At 42.1% G+C, this 23,567-nt stretch carries 38 protein-coding genes; 37 read left to right on the top strand and 1 reads right to left on the bottom strand.

Annotated features, from left to right (window positions below):
* The first annotated feature begins 13 nt into the window (after positions 1-13).
* The 37 genes from ACY3LV_RS19240 (at position 14) to ACY3LV_RS19060 (ending at position 23,110) form a co-directional block, all read left to right on the top strand.
* Positions 14-295, top strand: coding sequence for a replicative helicase loader/inhibitor (locus ACY3LV_RS19240; RefSeq protein WP_010330160.1), 282 nt, complete (start codon positions 14-16; stop codon positions 293-295).
* On the top strand, positions 270-1,568 hold the full coding sequence (gene dnaB / locus ACY3LV_RS19235; RefSeq protein ID WP_010330159.1) for a replicative DNA helicase: 1,299 nt from the start codon (positions 270-272) through the stop codon (positions 1,566-1,568). Before ACY3LV_RS19240 ends, dnaB begins: the two co-directional genes overlap by 26 nt.
* Before the next feature lie 18 nt (positions 1,569-1,586).
* Positions 1,587-1,781 carry a Fur-regulated basic protein FbpA gene (locus ACY3LV_RS19230; protein WP_010330158.1) on the top strand — a complete coding sequence of 65 codons (195 nt, stop codon included), beginning with the start codon at positions 1,587-1,589 and terminating at the stop codon, positions 1,779-1,781.
* 100 nt (positions 1,782-1,881) lie between these two features.
* Entirely contained in the window at positions 1,882-2,328 is a 447-nt protein-coding gene (locus ACY3LV_RS19225) for a RusA family crossover junction endodeoxyribonuclease (protein ID WP_010330157.1), read from the top strand.
* Positions 2,310-3,005, top strand: coding sequence for a hypothetical protein (locus tag ACY3LV_RS19220; protein ID WP_010330156.1), 696 nt, complete (start codon positions 2,310-2,312; stop codon positions 3,003-3,005). Before ACY3LV_RS19225 ends, ACY3LV_RS19220 begins: the two co-directional genes overlap by 19 nt.
* Before the next feature lie 126 nt (positions 3,006-3,131).
* Positions 3,132-3,314, top strand: a complete 183-nt coding sequence (locus tag ACY3LV_RS19215; RefSeq protein ID WP_464864334.1) for a hypothetical protein — start codon at positions 3,132-3,134, stop codon at positions 3,312-3,314.
* A gap of 69 nt (positions 3,315-3,383) precedes the next feature.
* Positions 3,384-3,587 carry an XtrA/YqaO family protein gene (locus ACY3LV_RS19210; RefSeq protein ID WP_464864333.1) on the top strand — a complete coding sequence of 68 codons (204 nt, stop codon included), beginning with the start codon at positions 3,384-3,386 and terminating at the stop codon, positions 3,585-3,587.
* A gap of 41 nt (positions 3,588-3,628) precedes the next feature.
* Positions 3,629-4,108: a hypothetical protein gene (locus tag ACY3LV_RS19205; RefSeq protein WP_464864332.1), complete on the top strand. Its 480-nt coding sequence runs from the start codon at positions 3,629-3,631 to the stop codon at positions 4,106-4,108.
* Between the two features lie 17 nt (positions 4,109-4,125).
* On the top strand, positions 4,126-4,413 hold the full coding sequence (locus tag ACY3LV_RS19200) for a hypothetical protein (protein ID WP_464864331.1): 288 nt from the start codon (positions 4,126-4,128) through the stop codon (positions 4,411-4,413).
* Positions 4,410-4,682, top strand: a complete 273-nt coding sequence (locus ACY3LV_RS19195) for a hypothetical protein (protein ID WP_464864330.1) — start codon at positions 4,410-4,412, stop codon at positions 4,680-4,682. Before ACY3LV_RS19200 ends, ACY3LV_RS19195 begins: the two co-directional genes overlap by 4 nt.
* A gap of 33 nt (positions 4,683-4,715) precedes the next feature.
* A complete protein-coding gene (locus tag ACY3LV_RS19190; RefSeq protein ID WP_464864329.1) occupies positions 4,716-5,336 on the top strand; it encodes a hypothetical protein in 621 nt (206 codons plus the stop codon).
* On the top strand, positions 5,333-5,836 hold the full coding sequence (locus ACY3LV_RS19185; RefSeq protein WP_464864328.1) for a hypothetical protein: 504 nt from the start codon (positions 5,333-5,335) through the stop codon (positions 5,834-5,836). Before ACY3LV_RS19190 ends, ACY3LV_RS19185 begins: the two co-directional genes overlap by 4 nt.
* 1 nt (position 5,837) lies before the next feature.
* Positions 5,838-6,116: a hypothetical protein gene (locus ACY3LV_RS19180; RefSeq protein WP_264240460.1), complete on the top strand. Its 279-nt coding sequence runs from the start codon at positions 5,838-5,840 to the stop codon at positions 6,114-6,116.
* Positions 6,113-6,511, top strand: coding sequence for a hypothetical protein (locus ACY3LV_RS19175; RefSeq protein ID WP_264240459.1), 399 nt, complete (start codon positions 6,113-6,115; stop codon positions 6,509-6,511). Before ACY3LV_RS19180 ends, ACY3LV_RS19175 begins: the two co-directional genes overlap by 4 nt.
* Before the next feature lie 81 nt (positions 6,512-6,592).
* Positions 6,593-6,979 carry an ArpU family phage packaging/lysis transcriptional regulator gene (locus ACY3LV_RS19170; RefSeq protein ID WP_019712760.1) on the top strand — a complete coding sequence of 129 codons (387 nt, stop codon included), beginning with the start codon at positions 6,593-6,595 and terminating at the stop codon, positions 6,977-6,979.
* A gap of 68 nt (positions 6,980-7,047) precedes the next feature.
* Positions 7,048-7,800 (top strand): hypothetical protein, encoded by a 753-nt coding sequence (locus ACY3LV_RS19165; protein WP_440645060.1) that lies wholly within the window; start codon positions 7,048-7,050, stop codon positions 7,798-7,800.
* Between the two features lie 493 nt (positions 7,801-8,293).
* Positions 8,294-8,461, top strand: a complete 168-nt coding sequence (locus ACY3LV_RS19160) for a hypothetical protein (protein ID WP_010330145.1) — start codon at positions 8,294-8,296, stop codon at positions 8,459-8,461.
* A 94-nt stretch (positions 8,462-8,555) separates the two neighbouring features.
* On the top strand, positions 8,556-8,900 hold the full coding sequence (locus ACY3LV_RS19155) for a structural protein (protein WP_264240455.1): 345 nt from the start codon (positions 8,556-8,558) through the stop codon (positions 8,898-8,900).
* A gap of 67 nt (positions 8,901-8,967) precedes the next feature.
* Positions 8,968-9,426 (top strand): hypothetical protein, encoded by a 459-nt coding sequence (locus ACY3LV_RS19150; protein WP_326353061.1) that lies wholly within the window; start codon positions 8,968-8,970, stop codon positions 9,424-9,426.
* A gap of 55 nt (positions 9,427-9,481) precedes the next feature.
* Positions 9,482-10,003: a ParB N-terminal domain-containing protein gene (locus tag ACY3LV_RS19145; protein WP_464864327.1), complete on the top strand. Its 522-nt coding sequence runs from the start codon at positions 9,482-9,484 to the stop codon at positions 10,001-10,003.
* Between the two features lie 10 nt (positions 10,004-10,013).
* Positions 10,014-11,033 (top strand): DNA cytosine methyltransferase, encoded by a 1,020-nt coding sequence (locus tag ACY3LV_RS19140; RefSeq protein WP_464864326.1) that lies wholly within the window; start codon positions 10,014-10,016, stop codon positions 11,031-11,033.
* 137 nt (positions 11,034-11,170) lie between these two features.
* Positions 11,171-11,419: a hypothetical protein gene (locus tag ACY3LV_RS19135; protein ID WP_019713103.1), complete on the top strand. Its 249-nt coding sequence runs from the start codon at positions 11,171-11,173 to the stop codon at positions 11,417-11,419.
* Between the two features lie 47 nt (positions 11,420-11,466).
* Positions 11,467-12,357 carry a phage terminase small subunit gene (gene terS / locus ACY3LV_RS19130; RefSeq protein ID WP_464864325.1) on the top strand — a complete coding sequence of 297 codons (891 nt, stop codon included), beginning with the start codon at positions 11,467-11,469 and terminating at the stop codon, positions 12,355-12,357.
* A complete protein-coding gene (locus ACY3LV_RS19125; protein WP_464864324.1) occupies positions 12,354-13,673 on the top strand; it encodes a PBSX family phage terminase large subunit in 1,320 nt (439 codons plus the stop codon). Before terS ends, ACY3LV_RS19125 begins: the two co-directional genes overlap by 4 nt.
* Positions 13,666-15,198, top strand: coding sequence for a phage portal protein (locus ACY3LV_RS19120; protein ID WP_464864323.1), 1,533 nt, complete (start codon positions 13,666-13,668; stop codon positions 15,196-15,198). The genes ACY3LV_RS19125 and ACY3LV_RS19120 overlap by 8 nt, the downstream gene beginning before the upstream one ends.
* Positions 15,195-16,112, top strand: a complete 918-nt coding sequence (locus ACY3LV_RS19115) for a phage head morphogenesis protein (protein ID WP_464864322.1) — start codon at positions 15,195-15,197, stop codon at positions 16,110-16,112. Before ACY3LV_RS19120 ends, ACY3LV_RS19115 begins: the two co-directional genes overlap by 4 nt.
* 40 nt (positions 16,113-16,152) lie before the next feature.
* Positions 16,153-16,860 carry a hypothetical protein gene (locus tag ACY3LV_RS19110; protein WP_464864321.1) on the top strand — a complete coding sequence of 236 codons (708 nt, stop codon included), beginning with the start codon at positions 16,153-16,155 and terminating at the stop codon, positions 16,858-16,860.
* A 32-nt stretch (positions 16,861-16,892) separates the two neighbouring features.
* Positions 16,893-18,074, top strand: a complete 1,182-nt coding sequence (locus ACY3LV_RS19105; RefSeq protein ID WP_464864320.1) for an XkdF-like putative serine protease domain-containing protein — start codon at positions 16,893-16,895, stop codon at positions 18,072-18,074.
* A 31-nt stretch (positions 18,075-18,105) separates the two neighbouring features.
* The gene (locus tag ACY3LV_RS19100; protein WP_282627641.1) at positions 18,106-19,041 is read left to right on the top strand and encodes a phage major capsid protein; all 936 of its coding nucleotides are present in this window, start codon (positions 18,106-18,108) and stop codon (positions 19,039-19,041) included.
* 10 nt (positions 19,042-19,051) lie between these two features.
* Positions 19,052-19,369, top strand: coding sequence for a YqbF domain-containing protein (locus tag ACY3LV_RS19095; protein WP_464864319.1), 318 nt, complete (start codon positions 19,052-19,054; stop codon positions 19,367-19,369).
* Between the two features lie 5 nt (positions 19,370-19,374).
* Positions 19,375-19,767 (top strand): protein YqbG, encoded by a 393-nt coding sequence (gene yqbG, locus ACY3LV_RS19090; RefSeq protein ID WP_464864318.1) that lies wholly within the window; start codon positions 19,375-19,377, stop codon positions 19,765-19,767.
* Positions 19,764-20,126: a YqbH/XkdH family protein gene (locus tag ACY3LV_RS19085; protein WP_264240445.1), complete on the top strand. Its 363-nt coding sequence runs from the start codon at positions 19,764-19,766 to the stop codon at positions 20,124-20,126. Before yqbG ends, ACY3LV_RS19085 begins: the two co-directional genes overlap by 4 nt.
* Positions 20,123-20,626 carry an HK97 gp10 family phage protein gene (locus ACY3LV_RS19080; RefSeq protein ID WP_464864317.1) on the top strand — a complete coding sequence of 168 codons (504 nt, stop codon included), beginning with the start codon at positions 20,123-20,125 and terminating at the stop codon, positions 20,624-20,626. The genes ACY3LV_RS19085 and ACY3LV_RS19080 overlap by 4 nt, the downstream gene beginning before the upstream one ends.
* A 12-nt stretch (positions 20,627-20,638) precedes the next feature.
* Positions 20,639-21,076, top strand: coding sequence for a phage tail terminator family protein (locus ACY3LV_RS19075; RefSeq protein WP_464864316.1), 438 nt, complete (start codon positions 20,639-20,641; stop codon positions 21,074-21,076).
* Positions 21,073-21,264: a hypothetical protein gene (locus ACY3LV_RS19070; protein WP_041952578.1), complete on the top strand. Its 192-nt coding sequence runs from the start codon at positions 21,073-21,075 to the stop codon at positions 21,262-21,264. The genes ACY3LV_RS19075 and ACY3LV_RS19070 overlap by 4 nt, the downstream gene beginning before the upstream one ends.
* Positions 21,265-22,665, top strand: a complete 1,401-nt coding sequence (locus ACY3LV_RS19065) for a phage tail sheath family protein (protein WP_464864315.1) — start codon at positions 21,265-21,267, stop codon at positions 22,663-22,665.
* A 1-nt stretch (position 22,666) separates the two neighbouring features.
* Positions 22,667-23,110: a phage tail tube protein gene (locus ACY3LV_RS19060; RefSeq protein ID WP_014112406.1), complete on the top strand. Its 444-nt coding sequence runs from the start codon at positions 22,667-22,669 to the stop codon at positions 23,108-23,110.
* A 300-nt stretch (positions 23,111-23,410) separates the two neighbouring features.
* On the opposite strand, the gene ACY3LV_RS19055 is transcribed toward ACY3LV_RS19060, so the two are convergent.
* The gene (locus tag ACY3LV_RS19055; RefSeq protein ID WP_268397074.1) at positions 23,411-23,494 is read right to left on the bottom strand and encodes a putative holin-like toxin; all 84 of its coding nucleotides are present in this window, start codon (positions 23,492-23,494) and stop codon (positions 23,411-23,413) included.
* Between the last annotated feature and the right edge of the window lie 73 nt (positions 23,495-23,567).

The following is a 23,567-nucleotide window of genomic DNA, read 5'->3' as shown; positions in this document are numbered from 1 at the left end:
GAAGGTGATTACTTTGGAAAAAGCAGAAGCAATGAAATTATTGTTGCGGCTTTCCGCAGCATATCCGCGTTTTGATTTAAGCGGCGATGTTGGGAAAGAGCGAATTGAATTGTGGATGGACCATCTTCAAAAAATGCCGTTCGAAGCCGCAAAAACAAAGATAAATGAGCATATTGCAAATAAACCATTCCCTCCAACAATTGCGGAGATTAGCGTCAAACAACCAGAGAAAAATGAATTTTTAGAGCAACAGAAAGAGTGGGAACGAAATGCAAAACATGCTAAAAAACCTTGAAGCAGAAGAGAGCCTGTTGGGCTGTATCCTTGTTGAAGGCGAGCTGATTAAGGAAACCACTTTGGAGCCAAAGCATTTTGCAGATGAGCGGCATAAACGGATTTTTAAGGCTATGCGTGATGTTGATTCCTCCGGACAGCCTGTTGAAATGGTGACAGTAGTTACAGAGTTAGGGGATACAGTCGAAGCGATCGGTGGTACCTCTTATCTTGTAGATCTAGCAAGTGCGGTTCCTTCTGTTATTAATTTTGAAACCTATCAAACATTAATCTATGAAGCTTTTAAACTTCGAGATATGCAAAAAACAGCGCTTGATTTTGCAAACAACCCAAGCGATGAGGGTATTTTGCAAGTCTATCAGAAGACCGTGGAGCTGCAGGAGATTGGAATTAAAAATAATCGCACCAAGATGGATGTTTTAACTGAAATATACAACGACATGTATCAAGAGAAAGGCGAAATAACAGGAGTGGAAACTGGGCTAGCTGATCTAGACGCTATGACCGGAGGCTGGCAGGATAGCGACTTAATTATCGTAGCTGCCCGGCCTTCCATGGGAAAAACAGCTTTCGCTCTAAATTTGGCCCAGAATGCGGCGTTAAAAGGTGGAGTTGTGGATGTTTTTTCTTTGGAGATGTCCGACCGTCAACTTGTTAACCGGATGCTCAGCAATTTAGGTTCAATCGAAGGTACAAAATGGAGAAACCCGCACAAGTATTTCAGTGAAAAAGACTATGAAAACGCGAATCGGGCCATCGGTGAATATGAAAAACTAGACATCTATATTCACGACAAACCGTCACAGTCAGTGGCTGATATTCGTTCTGCCATTCGGAAGACCACAAAGGAACACCCGGATCAAAAGCATTTGGTTGTGATTGATTATCTTCAATTAATCCGACCTATTGGAAAATTCGAAACGAAAAACTTAGAGGTCGCAAGCATAACAGGCGAATTGAAGAACATAGCCCGGACATTCAATATTCCAATCATTCTGCTCTCTCAACTTTCTCGCGGTGTTGAGCAGCGACAAGATAAGCGGCCGATGATGTCTGATCTTCGAGATTCAGGCAGCATTGAGCAAGATGCCGATATCGTTAGTTTTCTCTATAGGGATGACTATTACGATAAGCAAAGCGACCTAAAAAACATAGTGGAGATCATTTTTGCAAAACAAAGAAACGGCTCGGTTGGCACTGTCATGGCTGCCTTTATTAAAGAGTACGGCCGATTCTTAAACCTTGATAGACAAATGGAAGAGAAGCTCGCTTAAAAGAAAGGAGCACATATTATGCCTTCAGATATAACACAGACTGCCACAGACGAGCGGCGGGAATTTTTAACGAATGAGCTTATCAAGTATGGCCAGTATGAATCGGAGGACGGGCAACAGCTGTATGAACTGTCTTTGCCGGAACTGGAGCGGCTACATATTAACGTTAAATGCAAGTTTGGCCGTGAAATGTCCTTCGAGGAGGGAGATTGATGCTCGGCACGCTCCGCTCCTTAACATTCATAATCATGAACGCGGATTTAATAATGACTGAAATAGAGCAGCTGGAATCAGCTGACGGGAGGTAACAGCATTGATTAGTTTTACAGTTTACGGTGAGCCAGTAGCCCAAGGGAGACCGAGAGCCACCACGGTTAATGGGATGACCAGGCTATATGATCCAAAGAAATCAAGAGACTTTAAGCAATATGTAAAGCTGGCTGCTTCAGATTATCGGCCATCTAAATTGCTAGAAGGACCACTTGAATTGTCAGTAAGGGTTTATAAATCCACTCTGAAAAGCTTCAGTAAGAAAAAAGTTGCAGAAGCAGAACAAGGGCTGTTAAGGCCGAGCAAAAAGCCAGATGTTGATAACTATATAAAGGGCATTAAGGACGGACTAAATAAAGTCATCTGGCATGATGACAGCCAAATTGTAGACCTTCATGTCAGTAAGTATTATAGCCAAAATCCAAGAATCGAAATACAGGTAAAGCCACTATCACAAGAGGAGGAGCAGTTATGTCTTTCATTAATCTAAAATCTCTCGTTAAAAAGGTGAATATGAAGCCTAAAGGTATTACTGAAATCGTTTTGGAGGTCAGCACAAAAGAATTAGGTGGATCTAGGATTTCACGCCTTTCTGAAATGATTGATAAGGAAGTACAAGCTCAGCTGGAATCAGAAACAGTTCAATATGTCTTAGAAATAAATGCGAAAACTGAGAAACCAATTACAAATTACACGGTTGATCAAAGAGGAATTGTTAATGTCGCGGATCCTGAACCGGAACAACTTGAGGCAGAGTTAGGGCTCCCCGAAGAAAAACCAAGAATTGAAGAAAAACCAATGGAGATAGATCGAGAAATTGTTGATTCTTTCATCACTGAAGGTACGCCTCCAGTTCGTGATGGTTTTCCTGAAAATATTGATGAAATTGCAAAACGCCGTATTGAAGGGGAATCATACCGCAGGCTTGCAGATGAGCTTGGAATGTCTCCAAGTGCCACTATAGACCTCATTAACGAGTACAGAAAAGAAATTGCTCCAATTGCTGAAGCTTGGTGGGATTGGAAACAAGATCAAGCTGCAGAAGCGGAACCTTTGGAAAAAGAAGCGCCCCCTGTTCCTCTAGATCAAAACAATGAAGCTGATCCATCCTCCTCAGATGAAAAAGAGGAAGACAACCAGGATGAGGGCGAACACGGAGCGGCTTAATGGTCAAAAGGCAGCGGCGTTGGTATTTGCTGTTTCGCATGGAGGATGGACGAGCAGTCCACCTCTATGAGCCTTTAAGAAAATACGAGCTGCTCCAGCGGCTTAAAAATGGATGGAGGGTTATTGGTGGCTTCAAGGAGAGAGTATCTTATAAAACGTCTTACGGAAGATTTCATGATGGTTCCAGGACACGGACCGGATCTTTCTAAGATGACAGAGGAAGAACTTGAAAAGCGATTGAGATTTTTAGAATCTGCTTTCAAGATGGCTTGGGAAGAAGAGGACGAGGAAGAAGAAGAGGATATATAAAAAACCGCAGCACAAGGCCCCGGTTTAGTTAATCTCGACAATTAATTATAACACGGGGAGTGCTGCAAAATGAACCGACCTATTGAACTTGAAAACTTACACCAACTTTCCGTTGGAGACTTGATCGAACGAAACAAAATAAAGCTAGTTATTCTTGACGGTAAGGATGGCTGTGCATATTTAGCGGACACACCTGAATATGGCATTACAAACGTGCATACAAAAGGCAATGAATATACAAGAATCCATTTTGACTATGGATTTAAGAAGTAAAGCGGAGGGGACACCCTCTGCTGTTATTAGGGGGAGTGTTTATGGCCATGAAAGGCAAATGTCTCAGTTCAGACATTACACCATTAGACAAAGGGCGAGAATACTTCCTCTTCCCTTTAGGGGATAGCCACTATTATGTATCTAAATTTGACAGTGTAAACGCTCATTGCGGCGCCTATGAAAAGAAACATTTTCAAGTCATCGATGCGGGCTTAGGAGAAGAGCCGACTGCAGGTAATTATGAGCATCTGGATTCTTCAAAGATTTACAGCGCAGAACTTATTTGGATGGAGCCGGCTTATGCTCTCTTAAAACCGCTTGGCACGTATTATGTTAAGCCGCGGGCTCCAAGGATGACTCACTGTAATTACTACTATGATAGAGAGTTAACAAAATACGGAGGGATTTACCCTCTTCATTGGTTTATCAATTTTCAAGAAATGGATGAGACTCCGGTTGATGAAATAGAAGAGAAAAAGGAGCTGCCGGCAAGTGAATGGCAGCAAATGAGCTTGTTCTGAGATAAGGAGGAGCCAATATGAAAGATAAGATTCAGAAAATCGAAAATGAATGCAGGCAGCATATGGGGCTATCTCTGGCCTCAACGGAGTGGCTGATTGATACGGTTAAGCAACAGCTGGCCGTCATTGAGGAAAACAAACGGCAGGAAGAAATAGCAGTTAATCAGTTCAAACAGGCCCAGCAAGATATCCGGCGCCTGAGCGGGGAAAGTAGCAAGTATAAAAAGGCTTTACAGCAAGTTATCAAGAATCTGCAATTCACAATAACAGCTGCTAAAAATGAATTAGAAGGTGAGAATAATTGATAAGAATTTATGAAAAAAGTGATTCGCAGTTTTATAACCTGGCTGCTGCCTGGTCTAAACTGACTCACCTTGATAAAAACTTGTTTGAAGTGAGCGCCATCATTCTGGCGTCGAATCATCAAGAGGAAGAGGCGGAAAAAGTAGCTGCAGCGTTGAAAGGATCAACAGCATCGAGAACGGAAAAATTCACTTCTGTTATGCCTTGTATCATGGTTTGTTTACTGTGCGAAATACAAGTTTTATCAAGGGAAAATGAATTGATCAGATAGAAACAAATGAAAAATATAACGGGAGAGATAAAAATGATCAAAGTAGCGGTTAAAGACAAATTAAAACAAGCGGAATTTGAGGCGTCAGGTTTTACAGCGGAAGAAACAGGTAAACTGTTGGCACAATTGCTTTTCTACATGAAGAGTGAAGCAGTAAAAAGCGTTGATAGTAAGCAGCCTTTACGTGTACGTGATTTGAATAATAGAAGTATTTCAGATGGGATTGTTCACAAGACAAATATACATCAGGATCCAAAAACGGATAATGTCCCATCTGTACCCGAAAAAACAGTAGCCCGGGCAGAAACACCTCGGCCGCGCCGTGTTGATTTGCTGAATAGTGAGCGGACATTAACAACGCCGTTGGCTGATTTACTAGGATCCAATCAGAAATTGGAGAATGAACCGAAAAAGTATACTTCGACAAGTGAACGGAGTATTTGTAAGACCAAGTTTTCATGTCCATCTTGTAATTTAAAAAAGGACAAGCAAGTCCCTAATGGCTATAGATTTACTCCTTGTGAGGACTGTGGAACTTTGGTTCGTATTCGTCCGGCAAACCAAACTTGGGGGGCTTTTGATGACGAGGGATATCAGTACCACGCTGATTCAATTTATGTACCGCGCAAAGAGAGTGGGGAGGGCCTGAAATGAAACCGACTGAAGAATTTAAAATGCGGTATGTGTACAAACACAGGAAGACAGGCGAAATAAAATTTCACGTCGAAGACATCGAAACGCTTGAAAACGGCAGCGCTAAAAACATGAGATATATTTTCAGAGAACACGGTTATGAATTTGTTGGCAGGAATTTGTATAGCACAGTAGATTTATACAGCAAAGCAACGGATGCGGTTAAGGGCGTTGAACTGTATGAGGGTGATATCGTTGAAGTAGAGGGAAGTTGGAATACTAAATGGCTGGCGGTGGTGAAATTCGGTCGATATATGCAGGATGGCAGCGGCGGAGAATATGAGGGAACGGAATGCTTAGGGTTCTACGTTGAAGCAATTGACCCAGATCAAGTCGATGAATGGGACTGCCGTATCATTAGCGAATATCAGAAACAAATGTCCTTACTGGAGTGTTCGTCTTTAGAATGGACTGGAAAGAGCATATATAGCCATCCTGAGTTAGTGAAAGGGGATAAATAAAATGACTTCAATTGTGAAAATGGAGCAAAAACATATCGACTTTATGAACGGCTGCGCGGACGGCGCTACAATTTGGGGATTCGCAGAAGCGGAAACAGCAAGGGAAATACAAAGGTTTGATCCTTCTTTCCTGCAATTTATTGAGGATATGGACGAATTAGGGAAGTATGATCCGAAGGTAAGGGAACTGACAGGAGCGGAAAGGCTTCCGTATTTCGGGTGTGTGTTAACGCATGATGGCTATGCTTATATCGACAGATGGGAGAGCGAAAACAAATGAAAAAGATCATATTTGCTTTAGTTGCTGTTATCACATTAGGGGTTACGATTTTACCAGAAGGCGCATCGGCTGCCTGGTCAGGCTATCAAACAAGTAAAAAGGTGAGAATTTATACAGATGCCACAACCTATTCAACGCGGGCCACTTCAGTGGATTGGAAAGCGCAAAAAACAACGTCAGGCCGTGTGTATTACTCTGCTATGTTAATCAGAACGGATAATTACAGTAATTCAGGAGCGCAGCGGGGTAATTTCACATCGGGTACACCGTTAAAGAAATTCAGCTTATCAAAAACGCGGCCGGGAACATATCAAGTCGTTATTAATCTATACAGTGATTCAAGCGAAAGAAAATACATCGGTACAGCAAGATCAGCAAAAATTTATATTAAGTGAATTTGATAAACTTCGCGGACATCGATCATGCTGCAGTAGCGGTGTGATCGGTGCCCGCTTCTACTATTTAGGAGGTATCACATGCAAGCAGCACAACAGTTGTCATTTATTCCGGAAGTGAATGAAAAGGAAGTGCGAAACACAGTCATCAAGGAACTGAAAACGTATAGATCACTAAAAATTCAAGCGGAAAATAGGAGAGAGCAAAAGGAAAAGGGAGTCATTGGGTTATTCCCGCAGCTGCGGAAAAGCACCGAATATAATGAGCTGAAGGTCAAGCAGATGGATAGGGCGCTAAAGCACTGCCTTGATCAAGACGAATACAGCATCATAGAGAAGAAATACTTATCTCCAGAAAAAATAAAGGATCTTGAAATCATGATTGAGCTGGGTCTCAAAAGAGATAAGTTCTATCAGGTGAAAAGACAAGCTATATACAACATCGCGACAGCGCTCGGAATAATCTGAGGGCTGTTTTTTAGTATGTATTCTAACCAATTGATATATTGTAAACTATTATAAAAGGAGGGAAGAAATTGTTACTTATTAAATTTGTAAGGCCTGACCATGTTACTTCTTTTTTAGATGGTTCTGTTTTCTTTATGAACACTGGTTATTTTATCGACTTAGAAAAGAGTACCAAAATTAAGGGAATTGGGGATAAATATGAAGGTGCCCTTTTTAAACATCTCGATACTGAGAATAGCATATTCATGATAGAGCATAAGGGTGAAAAGATTGTTATTCCTACAAAAAGAGGGTTTATGACTCAGATAAATGAATCATTTAGGTCACTTATGCTTTCTTGCTTCACTATCATTGATTATAGTTTAGATGATTTATATTTAGCTGATGATTTAAAAATTGAGAATGAAGAAGCTATTTATAAGATAAAACCTTCGATAATAGAGGGCTTAGCTAAAGAGTTTGAAGGTAGAATACCTATAATAATTCATGAACCTAATTTTTTCTTTGAAAGATTAAAAGAAAAAGCTTCGATAGAGAAAATTGCATTGCTAGCCGATACAGTTAAGTATTTTGACGAATACTCTAATTATCCATTGACTGATGAAGAAGTTGAAAAAAATATTTATAAACCACTTTTTTATAAGCGGAAATATTTTGAGGCTCAAAAAGAATATAGAATCATAGCAAGTAATCCGTCTGGAGAAGATAGTTTAACTATCGAGGTTGGAGATTTGAGAGAATGTGCAATGCAATTAAGCAGCATTCAGGATTTATATGGGGTTGGCATTACATCTGAAACTACTGAAAAGCACTCTGTATAAAAGAGTGCTTTTTTTATTGCTCTAAATACACCGATAAAATACCGATAAAAAGCCGACAAAACGGGGGATAAAATGGGTACTTTTTTAAATCGTGTTTTGTCATACGATAGAGACAAGAAAACGAACGTGAATAACAGTCCAAAAAGGAGATACCTACGGACGCTGATCTTTTGTACAGGCGATTTTGTACAGCTGATTAGTGGCCGTTTTTTTATGGCCATACCAGGAGACGCACCTTTCCTTTATCAAGTGTGCACTCGGATGTATCGAATGACTATGAAGGTCGTTAGCTTCACAGGAGGAGCGGCTGGAGTCTATGCAGTATTGCGCGCGATAGTCACGGGGAACGCAAGCGGTGAGATCCCGCTTGCAAGGAAAGTCTTAAACCGGCTCTCCATTTTCTTTGCTTACCTCCTGGGGGAAATCGGCGGGCCACAAATAAATAAAAGCGAATAGCGTAAGGCGGTGCTTATTCGGCAAGGAGTAATGAAAGATGAAGATGAGAGACGTTTTATCTGCTGACACGAAACAGCAGCTTAAAAAAGTGTTAAGTCCCTCAACAAAGGCAGATGAACCTTTGACGAGAAGGGATTGGGAAGAAATCATGGGAACGAGACGTGACACCTTCAGACGTGTAGGCGGCCGGATCCGGAGAAAGTGAAATGATGGGAACAGCCGTCATGTATCGGGAGTATGGCTGCCAGTGCTTTGGAGAGGGATAGGAGCACAAAAACAAAATAAGGGAGGAAATCGGAATGGCTTCATTAAAGGGAGTAAGCGCCAATCCAACAAAACAGAATCACATTTTAGGAGAGGACAAGATCGTTAGAGTTGCTGTCAAAAATGACAATGACTATATTGCAGGTCCTAACCTTATTCCTCAGCGGAAAGAGAGCGGGAAGTGGAAGACTCTTAACGCGAATTCTCCAAATCCACTTAAGCCCGATCAGAAGGATTATGATGATTGGGGCATCAAGGAGATGTTCGACAACAAAAAAGGCACATATCGCTTTAAAGTTGAAGTTGAGCGCTATGATTCCAAAGGAGATCCCGTCAAAACAGAAGGAACATTCTACACTGACGAGTTTTATATTAAGTAAGCATTCTAACTTGAATTGCTAAATATTGAAAAAACGCCTCCGATATAGTTTTAGGAGGCGATTTTTTATGAGTGAAACCAAAGAAATAATTAAATTTGGTGATATCAAAGACGCAGAAATTTATTTGCAACGAGTTGAAAAGGACATACATAAAAAAAGCTTCTCTGATCAAATTACATTTAGAGAAGAAATCAAAAAGCGTCATGATAAAAAGCAAATTCAAATGCTTTTGGGCAGGCTGGAAGATATGATCGATAATAAAAAGGCTTTAAGTCACTTTACTACAGCTTTTTTTGCAATTCTTTCTTTTATTTTGGGCGGTACTTTAAATTATGGACTTGGTCTTGCAGAAGTAAGTTTTGCTTCTACAATTATCATATTGGTTTTTTATACTGCGGTAGCGATTTGGTTTGCGCTATCATTTGGAGAATCAAGAAGACTAAAAAAATTAACCGGTTATAAAAGATTATTACAAGAGTGTTTAGATGAAATTCCAGATAAAAGACATTTTAGAAGAAGAGTATAAACAAGCACCAAACACCTTACTGAATAAGGTGTTTTTTTATTGGAGGCGAGACATCATGGATATTAGAACTATACCTGTAGAAAAGATTAACCCCGCTGCATACAACCCTCGTATTGATCTCCAGCCAGGCGATCCCGATTATGAAAGAATAAAAGCATCTATTGAACGGTTCGGTAATGTCGAGCCGCTTGTTTGGAACGAAAGAACAGGAAACCTTGTAGGTGGCCATCAGCGGTTCAAAATACATATGGAGAATAACCCTGCAGAGCTTACTGTTTCGGTGGTAAATCTCGATGATAACGAGGAAAAAGCCTTAAATATTGCACTAAACAAAACAGGCGGCGATTGGGATGAGTACAAGCTCGAACAAGTTTTAAGAGAGCTGGAAGAAAATAATTTTGATCTGTCCTTCACCGGCTTTTCAGAAGGCGAACTAGAAAGTATTTTAGAAGATCTGACAGAACATGCAGGGAACGGCGGGAAAGTTACCGATAATCATGAGATTGATCTTGATGATTACGAGGAGGACCAATTTGAACATACCTGTCCTAAATGTGGGTTCTCTTTCAATGAGTAGGTGAGCAACAATGAACAGTTATAGATGGTATCTGTCTGATCTGAAAAATGTTGAGCAGAACGGATTGAAGGTTTTTAGTACGTTTTCATGTGGCGGAGGTTCCTCCATGGGTTATAAGCTTGCTGGATATAACCTTCTTGGAAACTGTGAAATTGATCCGCAAATGATGAAAATCTATAGAAAGAATCACAATCCTAAATACTCGTTTTTAATGGATATCAGGAAATTCAACAAATTGGACGATCTGCCGGAGGAATTATTCGATTTGGATATTTTCGATGGATCCCCTCCATGCAGCGTTTTTTCAATGGCTGGTGATCGTGAGGATGCTTGGGGAAAGGAAAAAGCTTTCAGAGAGGGACAGGCTAAGCAGTCGCTTGATGATTTATTTTTTGATTACCTGGATGCAGTTGAAAGACTGAAGCCGAAAACCTTTGTAGCCGAGAACGTGAAAGGCATGATCATTGGTAAAGCGAAAGGGTATGTGAAGCTTGTAATAGAAAGAGCGAAAGAAATCGGGTATGACGTTCAGGTGTTTTTGTTGAATGCTGCCACAATGGGAGTCCCGCAAAGAAGAGAGCGGGTCTTTTTTATTGGCCGGAGAAAAGATCTGAACTTACCTCAGTTAAAGCTCTCGTTTAATGAGCGGCCTATCCCTTATAAAGAGTTTAGGAGCGGGCGTGGATCCAGATTGAAAGAGACATCGAAATTGTATAGGAGATGGGTGAAGAGAAGACCGTCAGATAGCAACATAGGTGATATAACGAAAAGGACAGAAGGGAAAGAATCTAATTTCAATACGATTTTAGTGAAAAACAGTCTAGTGCCGCCTACACTTGCAAGCGGTTCTGTCTTTGTTCGTTATGACGAGCCTTATTATATCTCTGAACGAGACATTATATTGATGCAGTCTTTTCCTCTTGACTATGATTTTATGAACGCTTCAGCGCAGTATGTTTGCGGTATGAGCGTGCCGCCCTTAATGATGAAGGGCATAGCGGAGCAAATTCATAAACAATGGTTTTCTTAATAAAAAAAGAGGGTGCTGATAACACCCTCCCTTTCTAAGCAGAGAGAAACTCCCTGTCAAAGAGCGTGATCAAGACGCGGCCGCGTTGTGGGAAAACATCACGCTCTCATCTCATATTGTAATGGAGGACAGGGAGGATGGCAATAGAAAATAGAAACATATGTTCCCTTTCTGATGACGAAAAAGAGAATCTCCTTCTCCTGCATAGTGCCGAGTTGTTAGAGAACATCAGTCAGTCTAAAGAGAAATACCGAAAAATTATTCAAGCAGGTATCGCCCAGTGGGTTAAAGACTTCCAAAGTGGCCATATCAAGGTGAATACTGTGGACGATTTAAAAAAGCTCATAGAGCTTGATATAGAGCTTCAGAAGGATGAGGAAATTTAAAAACAAACTCAAACTTAATTATGAGGTCCGGAGGTGGGTGAGATGTAATGCCGAGACCACGAGATCCTAAACGAGACGAAGCGTTCCGTCTGTGGGAAGAAAGCGGCGGAACCCGCTTACTAAAAGATATAGCTGAGGAGCTCGGTTGCTCCCCGTCACTTATTCGTAAGTGGAAAAACCAAGATCATTGGGAAGATAAATTGAATGGTAACGTTACTAAACAAAATGATAAACCCAATGGTAACGTTACTAAACGCCCTGGTGCTCCAAAAGGAAGTAAGAACGCCAAAGGGAATAAGGGAGGAAAAGCGCCGCCTGGCAATCAAAACGCCAAAGGGAATAAAGGCGGCGCAGCCCCCAAAGGAAATAAAAACTCTGTGCGCACTGGCGAGTATGAATCAATCCTATTTGATTTCATGGATGATACAGAAAAAGAGCTGTTTGGCCAGATCGAAACAGACCCGCTCTATCAAATTGATCTAACAATCAGGGAGCTGAGCCTTAGGGAGCGGCGGATGATGCAGAGAATAAGCCGTATAGAGAATGGCTTGAATGAAACGCAACGCCGCGTCCTTCAGCAATTGCGAAAGGTAAAAGACATCGTGCCGACCAAGGACCAGAAAACCGGTTTAGTGAAGCACCAGGCACTTATGAATGAGCGCCTTGTCGTTACTGAAATTGAAGAGGTATCTGAGCCGAGTGTAGATAAGATTCTTCGTTTGGAAGAAGCGATGACACGCGTCACTGATAAGCGGTTAAAAGCAATCCGCCAGAAATACGAAATGATTCGATCCATGGATGAGCACGAGCTGAAGCTACGTGGTATTTATCTTACAAATGAGACCAAACAGGCAGAACTTGAAAGGCTCACAGCCCGTCCGGTTGATAATTCTGTTCATATTACTATTGAGCGTAAGCGTAAGGATGAGGGCAAATGATTAACAAGGAAGTAAATCCACACTTTGAAGATTTTCTCTTTGATTGGAGTCAAAAGTTTCAGTTTTTAGTCGGCGGTTATGGATCCTCGAAGAGTTATCATGTGGCGCTCAAGATTGTTCTTAAATTGCTTGAAGAGAAACGGACCGTTCTTGTCGTGAGGGAAGTATACGACACGCATAGAGACTCAACCTTTTCCCTCTTTGATGAAATTATCAATGACCTTGAGATCGATCATATTGTTAGATGCGTTTCTTCACCAATGCAGATCCGCTTTCCAAACGGAGGCCGAATCATATTTAAAGGGCTGGATAAGCCGGCCAAGCTGAAATCGATCAATAACGTTTCTCTCATATGGATTGAGGAATGTTCTGAGGTGAAGTATGAGGGGTTCAAGGAGCTGCTTGGACGTCTGCGTCACCCAACATTGCCGCTTCATATGATTCTTTCAACAAACCCGGTCGGAGAAGATAACTGGACATATAAGCATTTCTTCAAAGATGACCGCCAAAAACGGTTTGTGCTCGATGATAAAGAGCTATACGAAAAGCGGACTGTCATAATTAATGACACCTATTATCACCACTCAACAGCGGACGATAATTTATTTCTTCCAGGAAGCTACGTGAAGCAGCTTGATGAAATGAAAGAATACGACCCAGACCTTTACCGAATTGCGCGGCAAGGTCATTTTGGCGTGAATGGGGTTCGTGTGCTGCCGCAATTTGAAGAGAGGCCACATGAAGAGGTTATGACAGCAATCGCTAATATTAACCGTCCGCTTAAGCGGGTAGGTATGGACTTTGGTTTTGAAGAGTCATACAACGCCGTTGTCCGGCTCGCTGTGGACCACGAAAAGAAATACCTCTATATCTATTGGGAGTATTACAAAAATGGAATGACGGACGACCAGACGGCTGAAGAACTAAGTGAATTTGCTGAGACCAAGGAGTTAATTAAGGCGGACTCAGCCGAGCCCAAAACAATCCGATATTTTCAGCAGCAAGGATTCAACATGGTGGGTGCCCACAAATATAAAGGATCCCGCCTTCAATATACAAAGAAGATCAAGCGGTTCAAGAAAATCATTTGTTCTGATCGATGTGAGAACACGATATACGAGCTGAAGCCGCTCACCTATGCCAAGGATAAATTGGGACACATCATAGAAGATGAGTTCACCATAGACCCGCATACACTTTCAGCGATATGGTACGCGCTTGATGATTACGAGGTAACCGATCTGAAAGAAGAATCAAAAGGAAGACCTAAACGGTCAAGACCACGAAGCAGAGAAAGGGGGGAAGTGAATGAGTAAATCTACAGTTAAAGCGCGAGTATTTAAAGCTGCTCCACCTAATGAAACAACAAAGCAGATTTATGAAGATGAATTTGCGGAAATGTACGGAGAGAACATCATACCCCCGCCGTATAACCTGAAAGAGCTTAAACACATCGCAGAGTATTCGACGATCTTACAGCAGTGTGTGGATGCGTACAAGACCAATATAGTGGGCTTTGGCTTCGAGATGAAATACTCAAAGGATATCAATTCTGATGAAGTGGATTCTGCAGAAAAAACGGCAGCGGATAAAGAATGGCAGCAGCTTGAAGAATTTATCAAGTATATTCATTTTGATGAATCAGCTGAAACATTACTCGGCTTTAGCATAGAAGACCGGGAAAAGACCGGCAACGGATATATAGAAGTGATCCGAGACGGAGCCGGGAAACCGGCTGGCATTGAACATATGGCATCTGAGTATGTCCGAGTTTGCTCATTATCAGAACCTATAGAGGTCCCATACAATTATTTTGAGTCAGGTATATTAAAGAAGATGCGGCGTCAAAAACGCTTCCGAAAATATGTGCAGATCATCAATGGAAAAAGGGTGTTTTTCAAAGAATACGGAGACCCTCGAATCTTGAATTCCGAAACAGGAGAATATGATGAAAAGACTCCTTTTGATAAACAGGCCAATGAGGTTGTGCATTTTAAAATAGGGAGCGGAGCATATGGGAAGCCGCGTTGGATTGGCCACATTGTTAATTTATACGGTGCGCGTAAGGCTGAAGAGTTGAATTTTATGTACTTCAAACAGGGCCGGCACGTTCCCGCTGCTATAACCATTGAAAATGGAATGCTGTCTGAAGACTCATATAAGCAACTGCAGGACTATATGAACGGTCTTGAAGGTGTGGAAAACGCTCATAAGTTCCTTTTGCTTGAAGCGGAAGGGATAGCCAAGGGGAAAAACATTCAAGGTGATGAGGAAATCACGCCAGTTAAAGTGGAAATCAAGTCACTGGCTGAAATCCTTCAGCAAGACGCATTATTTCTTGAATACGATCAAAAGAGCAGGGACAAGCTCCGCTCCGCCTTCCGGTTGCCACCGCTCTATACTGGCGAAGCCCAGGACTATAACAAGGCGACAGCTGACACGGCGAGAAAGATCACAGAGGAGCAGGTATTTCAGCCGGAAAGAAAATTGATCACCGGTAAGCTGAACGCCTTATTCTTGAATGATCTTGAAATCCACAAAGTGGAGCTGCAGTTAAAAGGACCGGATTTCCGGGATCCTATCGAGATAGCAAAGGTTCTGACTCCTTTTATTAATGCCGGCGCAGTCTCGCCGAATGATCTGCGTGATCTGGCTGGACGTATTCTTGGTAAGACGCTTGAAGAATGGCCAGAGGAAGAGTACAGCAGACCGATAGGCAAAAATACCGCCGCGCCCGCTTCTGATCCGTTGGCTGCGCTCTTTAAGTCTAAAAGCGGCACTCCTAATGTAATCGGCATACTAAAAGACATGCGGGATGTTCTGGAGGATCTAAAGCAATGAACAAAACGGATAAGCTGCTGGAGAATTTAAATCTCTTTATTCAAAAAGCCGAGGAAGATGAGAGAGAGAAGCTCGTGGAGGTCGTACCTGATTTCCCCGGCCTTTCTAAGATACCCGGCTTTGTAGAAGAATATGAAAAAGGCATTGCCAGATTGCTCAGACGCCAGCGTAAGAGGTTTTTAGATGGGCTGAATGGTTTTATAGGTAAAGACTCAAAAGAAACGCTGGAAGCCATTCTGATGTTTTTTACACAGAACTTATTTGCAGAAGATGACTTCGAGGAAGAATTTCAGGAGCTTACCGAGGGATTTCTACAGCAGACCGTTGAGGAACTGGCCGGAGTGATAATGGATTCATTGGATCCAGATGTCCCATTTGAAGCTTTATCAACCAGGGCAGCGGATTGGATCAAAGGTTGGTCGGAAAAGCTGGCTAAGATCATGAAGTTGAATACTCATGAGGCAGTGGAAAACGTGCTGACAGATGCTATCGAGGACGGGGCATCTATCCAGGACATTGAATTGACTCTCAAAGACATGCCGCAATTCGATCGGGAGCGGGCCCGGACCACGGCCATTACTGAAGTGCTTGCCGCTTCCTCTGCCGCGCAGCATGAATCTTATGCACAATCGCCGGCAGTAAAGAAAAAGAAATGGCGGCACAGCGGAGGGAAGAAGAACAACCCGCGTGAAAATCACATCGATCTTGACGGTACAGTCATTGGAGTAGATGAAGAATTTCAGATACCAGGCAGTAGCGAAACCTGCATGTTTCCGAGGGATCCTAAACTATCAGCAGGGGAGCGGGTTCATTGCCATTGTGTTTTGTCGCCTGTGGTAGATAACGAGATTTTAGGATTGTCAGCTGAGGAAAAAGAAGAAATTAGAAGAGAAGCCTTAGCAAACATGGAATAAAATAGTATAATTTCCTCATTACTAAAAGTGGGGGAGCTATATGGTATTACTAAATATTACGTGGGAACAGGTTAGTCAGTTTATATCATCTATTTTTAATTCCAAATTTATTACCAATGCAATTACCTCGTGGCCGTTAGTCATATTAATAATTGCACTTTCCTTCAAAAAAGGAATAATAGAGATCTTGAAAAATAGGAAAGTTCAAGTGGAAGCAGGGGGAGGAAACGGATTAAAACTCATTGTAGATGAGTTGTTAGAAACAACTAAAGTGAATTTAAAAGAAGCATCTAAAAAGGTTCAAAAAGATGAAAAAGATGAAAAAGCATTAATACACATTCCTTTATCAATGAGAAATGATAAACAAATAATAGAATCAGTGAGCAAAAAGGCGCTATTAGATCCAGTCAAAACTATTGAAGATATTTGGAGTGATTTCACAAGGGATTTAGAAAATATCATAGCTCTTGTAATGAAGCATACTGATTTGACATTCGAAGGCGACACTTATCACGTTATGGATGTTCTATACGAGAATAAAAAAATTTCAAAACAATCGGCTGACGCTATAAAAAGTTTATTTATCATTTCTCATTCAGTAGAAAACGATAGTATGAAAGTAAAAGTAAATGAAAGGCCCCAATTTGCAGAAACAGCAAGAGAGTATTACATCATTTGTGTGCAGTCGCTCGAACTACTCCGTACTGAGTTATCAAAATCACTTGCATCAGAAGACCTTCAATCGTGAAGGTCTTTTTATTTTGAAAGGAGGTGAACAACATGCCAAGAGAATTGGTAAACGCAAAAATCACGCATGTTTCTTACGTAGATAAGGCTGCTAATCAAAAGCAGTTCTTTTTTATGAAGTCAGAAAAACAGCCGGACTTTCAAAAGGAAGTCAAGGTCATTGCAAAAGAAGCGGACGAGCAAAAACTTGTGTACGGTATCGTATATGAGCCTGATACAGTAGACGCTCACGGGGATTTCATGACAGCTGCAGAAATTGAAAAGGCCGCTCATGGCTTCCTGAAAGATGCCCGTGAAATTGATAAGCAGCATGACTTTAAGGGCGGTGTTGGCGCGGTGGTAGAGTCCTACGTCGCACCTGCAGACTTTGAAATGAATGGGGAAACCATCAAAAAAGGATCATGGGTCCTTGTGACAAAAGCCTCCGAGGAAATATGGGAGGAAATCAAGAAAGGCGAGATCACCGGTTATTCAATGGCCGGCATCGCAGATATTGCAAAACAAGAAGAAAAGCCTATTTCTCAAGAAAAACACGACGAGAAAGGGCTTTTTAATTTGCTCAAAAACTTTTTTACTGGCAATGCCCATCTTGCCAAGGGCGCTGTACAGGAGAAATATGATGAAGGACGTAAACGCCGTGAGTTTTGGGCGGCACAAGATGCGTTAAACTCTGCTTTATTCAAATGGGATTACTCCGAAGGTATGGAGACGGATCCCGAAAAAATTAGAGAAGCCCTGCAAGACTTTGTGAATATCGCCCAGAATGTATTGATTTCCGATGACATTTTGAAAGCGATTGGACCAAAGCCTGAAGAGCTGCAAAAGGCCGGCCGAAAATTCTCGGCTTCAAACTTGCAAGAAATTAAAAGCGCTCATACTGCTCTCGGCAATTTGCTGAGTCAGGTAGAGACGGAAGGAGAGGAAGAAGAAATGAACGCAGAGGATGTAGCAAAATCCATTGCAGAAGCATTAGATCCAATTAAGAAGCAGCTCGCAGAATTAGAAAAAGATGAGGATCCTAAAAAGAAGAAAGACGAGGAAAAAGTAGCTGAGGAAGAAGAGGCTAAGAAGCTGAAAAAAGCCATCACAGACGCTGTTCAACCGCTCGCTGATCGTATTGAAGCGATTGAAAAAAGCCGTGGAATCTCTAAACAAGATGAGACTTCAGAAACTGAAACACAAGTTAATAAATCAATCTGGTCAGGGCTCCTTTAAACCCTGACTTTTTTTATAAGGAGGAAATGAAGTGACAAACCAAGAGGCAATTAGAAAAGCAGAAATGACGCTGTCCAGCTTAAAAAGTGGCGGCTTAATGAATCCTACTCAGTCAAAAGAATTTATTCGAATGGTTCAGAATGCGCCAACTATTTTAAAGGACGCACGCGTCATTCCAATGGACCATGATGCACAAAAATTTGAGAAAATCGGCTTCGGGCAGCGTGTATTAAGAGCTGGAGTAGAGGGAACTGAGCTGACAAAAGATCAAAGGGTAGTTCCAACGACAAGCACTGTCCAGTTGAATGCAAAAGAAGTTATTGCTGAAATCAATATTACTTATGACACACTCGAAAATAACATTGAAGGAGATGGGCTTCAGAATACAATCATGCAAATTTTAGCTGAACGTGCTGCGGTTGATATCGAAGAACTGATCGTAAACGGAGATACAACTTCATCTGATACGTTTCTTGCTCAGATAGACGGTATCCGTAAACAAGCCACTTCTCACATTGTTGATGCAGCTGGCGAAGAACTGTCACGTCAAACATTTAAGCGTGGATACAAGGCTGTTCCGTCTAAATATTTACGAATTCCACAGGAGTTCCGCTTCTATACTTCTCCTGGTATTGAGGTTGAATGGAAAGATCGTGTCGCTGATCGACAAACGAGCTTAGGGGATGCAGCTGTTCAAGGTGGGCTTTCTTCCGCTTTCGGTGTTCCAGTCAAGGGAATTGCGAACCTGCAGCCTTATACGATTGGCGAAGCGGAAACGACTTCTGATGTTTCTGATATCATCCTTACACATCCGAAGAATATTATTCTCGGCTTCTCCCGTAATATCAGAATTGAAGTGGATAAGGATATTAGAGCGCGTAAATTTATCATCGTCCTGACAGCTAAGCTGGACAGCAAATTCGAAGAGGAAGATGCTGTTGCCAAAATCGTGAAAGTGAAAGAGTAGGTGAGGAGCTATGTATACAGCTAAACTCACTAAAGGCAAGAACTATCACGTGATGGACAAGGTTTTTAAAATCGGAGAAGAACAGCCGGTTTCAAGAAAATTGTATCTTTACTTGAAGCAAAACGAAGCTTTCGAAGTAAATGAGGTGCAAGGCGAGAATAATGGCGGTGAAGAACCGATAAATTATACAGAATCTCAATTGAAAGGTATGCAAAAATCGGACCATGAAACCATTATTTCTAATCTTGGTGGCAATCCGTCTGACTTCAAAAACGCAGACGAAAGAATTGCCTTCATCCTTAACCATCAAGAAAACAGCGGGGAGTGAGCTGCGTGCTGATCACTCCTGCTGACCTAAAGGGATACACTGTTTTTGATTCCGTAAAGGATCGGTCTGATTCCCTTCTTGCTCAGGACATCATAGAAGCTATAGCTGATATCACCTATCAAGTTGGCCATGATTTTTCTGGTCCTGAATATGATCCGCTCCCTGAAAAGGTTCGGCTGGCTTTATTGAAAATGGCGCAGTATTTTGCGTTAACAAATTCCGATGAGTCAATCACCAAAGGATATACAACCGAGAAGATCGGTGACTATTCATATTCTCTTGGAAACGGCAGCCCTATTCAAAAACCAGACGTCTACACACTCATTAAAGATTATGTGATACCATCTGAGCCAAGTTTGGAAGGTACAGAAGTAAAAATGCGGATGAGGTCCATATGAGCTATCGATCTTTATTAACTCATCGATGCGATGTTTATCACCTGCAGGAGAAAGCGGAAAACAAAAAACAATCCTTTGGGGTGCCGGTTGAAGATGTTCAGCCGGCTTTTTCATATCCTGAAGTTCCAGATATAGCTGGCCAGCCGTGTTACTTCACAGAAAAGAACCAATCCATTGTGCAGCAGGAACCGAACACGGCCATATATCAATCATTTCTGGTCCACTTCCCAGCTTCTGCAGATATCCGCTTGAATGACAGGATTATTTGGGATGGCACAGCTTATAAATTACAGAAGCCGCGGAAGATCAAGAATCATCATTGGGAAGTGACGGCAGTCCGGGAGGTGGAATACTTGTGAAAATAAAGGGACTTGATCAGTTCATACAGTCATTAAACCGGGCTTCTCGAGGAGGGCTGCAAAGTAAATATGAGCAGTGGCTTGAAGCTATGGGTTATGAATTTATTGATATCGTACTAGACGAAATCATCAGGACAAAAACAGTAGATACTCGCCGCTTGCTAAATTCCTTTCAACGCGGTGACCAGGACAATATTTTTTCAATGACATCAGGCAGCTTAAAACTGGATGTCGGAACAAATCTGGAATACGCCTCCTATGTGAATGACGGGCACTTTACAATTGATCCGTCTAAAAATCAGGACCGTCGGTGGATCCCCGGCCGCTGGAAGGGTGATCGGTTCGAGTATGATCCCGCCGAAAGAAGTTCTGGAATGCTGCTTAAATTCCAATGGGTGGACGGGTCCGGCTTTTGGGATAATGCTATGGCCATCTTTGAACTAATGTTTGAGAGAAGTCTTGAGCGGAAGCTGCAGCAGTGGATCGATGAAGAATTTTAAGGCGGTGCTGCCATGAATCAAGAAGTGGGCTCAATTATGGGCTACCTATACAAACTGTATCCTGTACAAGTGTATAGTCAAGAAATACCGCAGGACTTTGTTGTCCCATCTCTTTACATTCCTCCGGCTTCCACAGTCGATGGGGTGGACACAGTATCTACGTTTCAAAAATCCTATGTTTTAAACGTGAAACTCTTTCACAAAAACGCGCAGGAGGCTCATAACGAGGCGGAAAGGATTGCGGATACACTTAGAAGTAAGAGAGGATTAATTCCGCTCATACGGGAATCTGGTGAAGATACGGGCGAATTTATTCGCTTATCACGTATAGAAATCCGTATCTCAGATGATTATGCGAGCATTGTTTTAAATTGGACGAGTCGCTATTGGTATGAACGAGAACAGCATCCTTCTCTTGAAAACTTTGATTTTACAAGCGGGGTGAAATGATGGCCACTAAAAAAGAGAAAGCGGAAAACGCTTTTTATATTAAGAATTTGCGAGAGCACAGTCGAGAGCTCTTTGGGGTAAAGCCCGAGGTGTTTGACGGTGCTCTTTTTCATGTAGAAAAAAACAGCATCACTAAATCAGAAGCGAAGAAGCTGATCACTCAGTTTCTTCAGAAGGAGGTCAAATAGATGAACGGCGGAACATTTACAGTCGGCAAGGAAAAAGAGCGTGCCGGTATTTATTTTAACTTTAAAACGACCGCAGAGGATCGGGTATCAGTAGGCGAACGTGGAACAGTGGCGCTGCCGATAGCATCCAGCTGGGGAGAGGTTAAGAAATTCATTTCTATCTCTTCCATCGAGGATTTGAATAAAAAAGTGGGATTGAACATTGATGATCCTTCGTTGTTGCTTCTTCGTGAGGCAATGAAGAAGGCAAGCACAGTCTTGCTTTACCGTTTGACGGAGGGGCTGCGTGCTCAAGCAGACATTAGTGAAGGCGTAAAGGCAACCGCTCTTTATGGCGGGACTAAAGGAAATGACATCATTATCAGAATTACAGAAAACGTTATTGATTCTTCAAAAGTGGATGTCACAACCTATCTGGATCAGTCTGAAGTGGATAAACAAACAGTATCCAAAGCCGAGGAACTGAAAGCTAATAAGTTGGTCGAGTTTACGGGACAAGGGGATTTAACAGTTTCTATTCCACTAACAGGCACAGCTCCGGAGGACGTCAGCGGGGATCTCCCGGCATCTTCCGGGATCCGCTTGTCAGGTGGAACAGATAAGACACCGACAAATGCCGATTACACTGCTTTCTTAGAAGCGGCTGAAACTGAATACTTTGACACAATCGCGCTGCCTGTTGAGGATAATGAGCAATTGAAAGCGACGTTTGTTGCATTCATCAAACGGCTGAGAGACAATCAAGGCTTAAAGGTTCAAGGCGTACTCTCTAATTACAAAGGCGATCACGAAGGTATTATTAATGTCACAGGCGGGGTTCTGCTTGAAGATGGAACGGAGATCACTCCGGAAAAAGCCACTGCTTGGGTCGCCGGCGCCAGCGCGGGAGCGACGTTCAATCAGTCGCTTACGTTCGTAGAATATGCGGGAGCGGTGGACGTCCTGACACGCTTGGATAATGATCAGGTAATTCAGCGGCTGGCGAACGGTGAATTCCTGTTTACTTATGATTCTCGAGATAAATCTGTTTCAGTTGAAAAGGATATCAACTCCCTAACAAGCCTAACAGCCGAAAAAAATAAGATGTTCCAGAAAAACAAAATTGTGCGAGTGCTGGATGCAATCAATAATGATCTGACATCACAATTGAAAGTATTGATTAAGTCCCGTAAAGCGAGTGGAAGCGACGTCCCTGCTACAAATGACGGCCTTCAGTTCGTGAAAACGTTAATTACTCAATATTTGAGTGTTCTTCAGGATAACGGGGGCATTACCAATTTTGATTCAGAGAATGACATTACAATCGCTCTGAATAGCGATCGTGACGGTTTCCTGATTGACCTTGCCGTGCAGCCAGTTGATGCAGCTGAGAAATTCTACTTTAATGTGGAGGTGAAGTAAGGTGGCTTTTAAAGCGCAGAATACGATATCTGGTAAAGAGGGACGCCTTTTCTTGGACGGTGAGGAACTGGCGTTTATCAAAACATTCGAAGCGAATGTGGAGAAAAATAAATCGGAAGTCAACGTTATGGGGCGCCGCATGACCGGTCATAAAACGACAGGCGCAAACGGAACAGGCACAGCGACATTTTATAAAGTCACATCCCGCTTTGTGCAGCTGATGCTAAACTATGTGAAGAAAGGTGAAGATCCTTATTTCACGCTTCAAGCAGTTCTGGATGATGCGTCTTCCGGCCGTGGAACTGAGCGTGTCACGCTGTATGATGTGAATTTTGACTCTGCGAAAATTGCAGGGCTTGACGTTGATTCTGAAGCATTGGAAGAAGAAGTGCCGTTTACCTTTGAGGACTTTGATCTTCCTGAAAAGCTGAAGGATACATTTTAATTTTGAGGTTCTTACACATTCAAAATCAAAAATTGTAACTAAGAGATACAAATAATTATATAATCAATACACATTCATGATATACTGGTACCAAACAAAAGTATTGCAACTGCTGGGCACAGCAGCTGTTTGGTACCAATTTCGTTAACATGTATTTCTTTCGCGAGAAATGCATAAAATAAAAAAAGACCCGGCGGCAACCGGGTAGGTACAATGAAAGTGAAGGCCCGTTAAGAGGGCTGGCTTTAAGGTGTTTAGTGATGATAGACCTTCCCCAAGTTTCTCAGGCTCAAGGGAGGTCTATTTTTCTTTCTTTGACAACGTGGCAACTAACATGCCAAAAGCAATCATTAAATAGATTGTTTCAAAAGTTGTCACTAGCATCACCCCCTTTCTGTTGGGGATGAGCCAGACCACCCTTAAGAAGCCGCTTCATTTGTACTTAAGCCATATTGTA

The organism is Bacillus sp. 11C (assembly GCF_055486375.1).
This window is presented reverse-complemented; position numbering and strand designations above follow the sequence as displayed.

What these genes read in the sequence shown, in the direction of transcription:
- dnaB (WP_010330159.1), top strand. Translation starts at nt 270, where the DNA reads ATGCAAAACATGCTAAAAAACCTTGAAGCAGAAGAGAGCCTGTTGGGC.
- ACY3LV_RS19230 (WP_010330158.1), top strand. Translation starts at nt 1,587, where the DNA reads ATGCCTTCAGATATAACACAGACTGCCACAGACGAGCGGCGGGAATTT.
- ACY3LV_RS19220 (WP_010330156.1), top strand. Translation starts at nt 2,310, where the DNA reads ATGTCTTTCATTAATCTAAAATCTCTCGTTAAAAAGGTGAATATGAAG.
- ACY3LV_RS19210 (WP_464864333.1), top strand. Translation starts at nt 3,384, where the DNA reads ATGAACCGACCTATTGAACTTGAAAACTTACACCAACTTTCCGTTGGA.
- ACY3LV_RS19205 (WP_464864332.1), top strand. Translation starts at nt 3,629, where the DNA reads ATGGCCATGAAAGGCAAATGTCTCAGTTCAGACATTACACCATTAGAC.
- ACY3LV_RS19200 (WP_464864331.1), top strand. Translation starts at nt 4,126, where the DNA reads ATGAAAGATAAGATTCAGAAAATCGAAAATGAATGCAGGCAGCATATG.
- ACY3LV_RS19190 (WP_464864329.1), top strand. Translation starts at nt 4,716, where the DNA reads ATGATCAAAGTAGCGGTTAAAGACAAATTAAAACAAGCGGAATTTGAG.
- ACY3LV_RS19185 (WP_464864328.1), top strand. Translation starts at nt 5,333, where the DNA reads ATGAAACCGACTGAAGAATTTAAAATGCGGTATGTGTACAAACACAGG.
- ACY3LV_RS19180 (WP_264240460.1), top strand. Translation starts at nt 5,838, where the DNA reads ATGACTTCAATTGTGAAAATGGAGCAAAAACATATCGACTTTATGAAC.
- ACY3LV_RS19175 (WP_264240459.1), top strand. Translation starts at nt 6,113, where the DNA reads ATGAAAAAGATCATATTTGCTTTAGTTGCTGTTATCACATTAGGGGTT.
- ACY3LV_RS19170 (WP_019712760.1), top strand. Translation starts at nt 6,593, where the DNA reads ATGCAAGCAGCACAACAGTTGTCATTTATTCCGGAAGTGAATGAAAAG.
- ACY3LV_RS19160 (WP_010330145.1), top strand. Translation starts at nt 8,294, where the DNA reads ATGAAGATGAGAGACGTTTTATCTGCTGACACGAAACAGCAGCTTAAA.
- ACY3LV_RS19155 (WP_264240455.1), top strand. Translation starts at nt 8,556, where the DNA reads ATGGCTTCATTAAAGGGAGTAAGCGCCAATCCAACAAAACAGAATCAC.
- ACY3LV_RS19150 (WP_326353061.1), top strand. Translation starts at nt 8,968, where the DNA reads ATGAGTGAAACCAAAGAAATAATTAAATTTGGTGATATCAAAGACGCA.
- ACY3LV_RS19145 (WP_464864327.1), top strand. Translation starts at nt 9,482, where the DNA reads ATGGATATTAGAACTATACCTGTAGAAAAGATTAACCCCGCTGCATAC.
- ACY3LV_RS19140 (WP_464864326.1), top strand. Translation starts at nt 10,014, where the DNA reads ATGAACAGTTATAGATGGTATCTGTCTGATCTGAAAAATGTTGAGCAG.
- ACY3LV_RS19135 (WP_019713103.1), top strand. Translation starts at nt 11,171, where the DNA reads ATGGCAATAGAAAATAGAAACATATGTTCCCTTTCTGATGACGAAAAA.
- terS (WP_464864325.1), top strand. Translation starts at nt 11,467, where the DNA reads ATGCCGAGACCACGAGATCCTAAACGAGACGAAGCGTTCCGTCTGTGG.
- ACY3LV_RS19125 (WP_464864324.1), top strand. Translation starts at nt 12,354, where the DNA reads ATGATTAACAAGGAAGTAAATCCACACTTTGAAGATTTTCTCTTTGAT.
- ACY3LV_RS19120 (WP_464864323.1), top strand. Translation starts at nt 13,666, where the DNA reads ATGAGTAAATCTACAGTTAAAGCGCGAGTATTTAAAGCTGCTCCACCT.
- ACY3LV_RS19115 (WP_464864322.1), top strand. Translation starts at nt 15,195, where the DNA reads ATGAACAAAACGGATAAGCTGCTGGAGAATTTAAATCTCTTTATTCAA.
- ACY3LV_RS19110 (WP_464864321.1), top strand. Translation starts at nt 16,153, where the DNA reads ATGGTATTACTAAATATTACGTGGGAACAGGTTAGTCAGTTTATATCA.
- ACY3LV_RS19105 (WP_464864320.1), top strand. Translation starts at nt 16,893, where the DNA reads ATGCCAAGAGAATTGGTAAACGCAAAAATCACGCATGTTTCTTACGTA.
- ACY3LV_RS19095 (WP_464864319.1), top strand. Translation starts at nt 19,052, where the DNA reads ATGTATACAGCTAAACTCACTAAAGGCAAGAACTATCACGTGATGGAC.
- ACY3LV_RS19085 (WP_264240445.1), top strand. Translation starts at nt 19,764, where the DNA reads ATGAGCTATCGATCTTTATTAACTCATCGATGCGATGTTTATCACCTG.
- ACY3LV_RS19075 (WP_464864316.1), top strand. Translation starts at nt 20,639, where the DNA reads ATGAATCAAGAAGTGGGCTCAATTATGGGCTACCTATACAAACTGTAT.
- ACY3LV_RS19070 (WP_041952578.1), top strand. Translation starts at nt 21,073, where the DNA reads ATGATGGCCACTAAAAAAGAGAAAGCGGAAAACGCTTTTTATATTAAG.
- ACY3LV_RS19065 (WP_464864315.1), top strand. Translation starts at nt 21,265, where the DNA reads ATGAACGGCGGAACATTTACAGTCGGCAAGGAAAAAGAGCGTGCCGGT.
- ACY3LV_RS19055 (WP_268397074.1), bottom strand. Translation starts at nt 23,494, where the DNA reads ATGCTAGTGACAACTTTTGAAACAATCTATTTAATGATTGCTTTTGGC.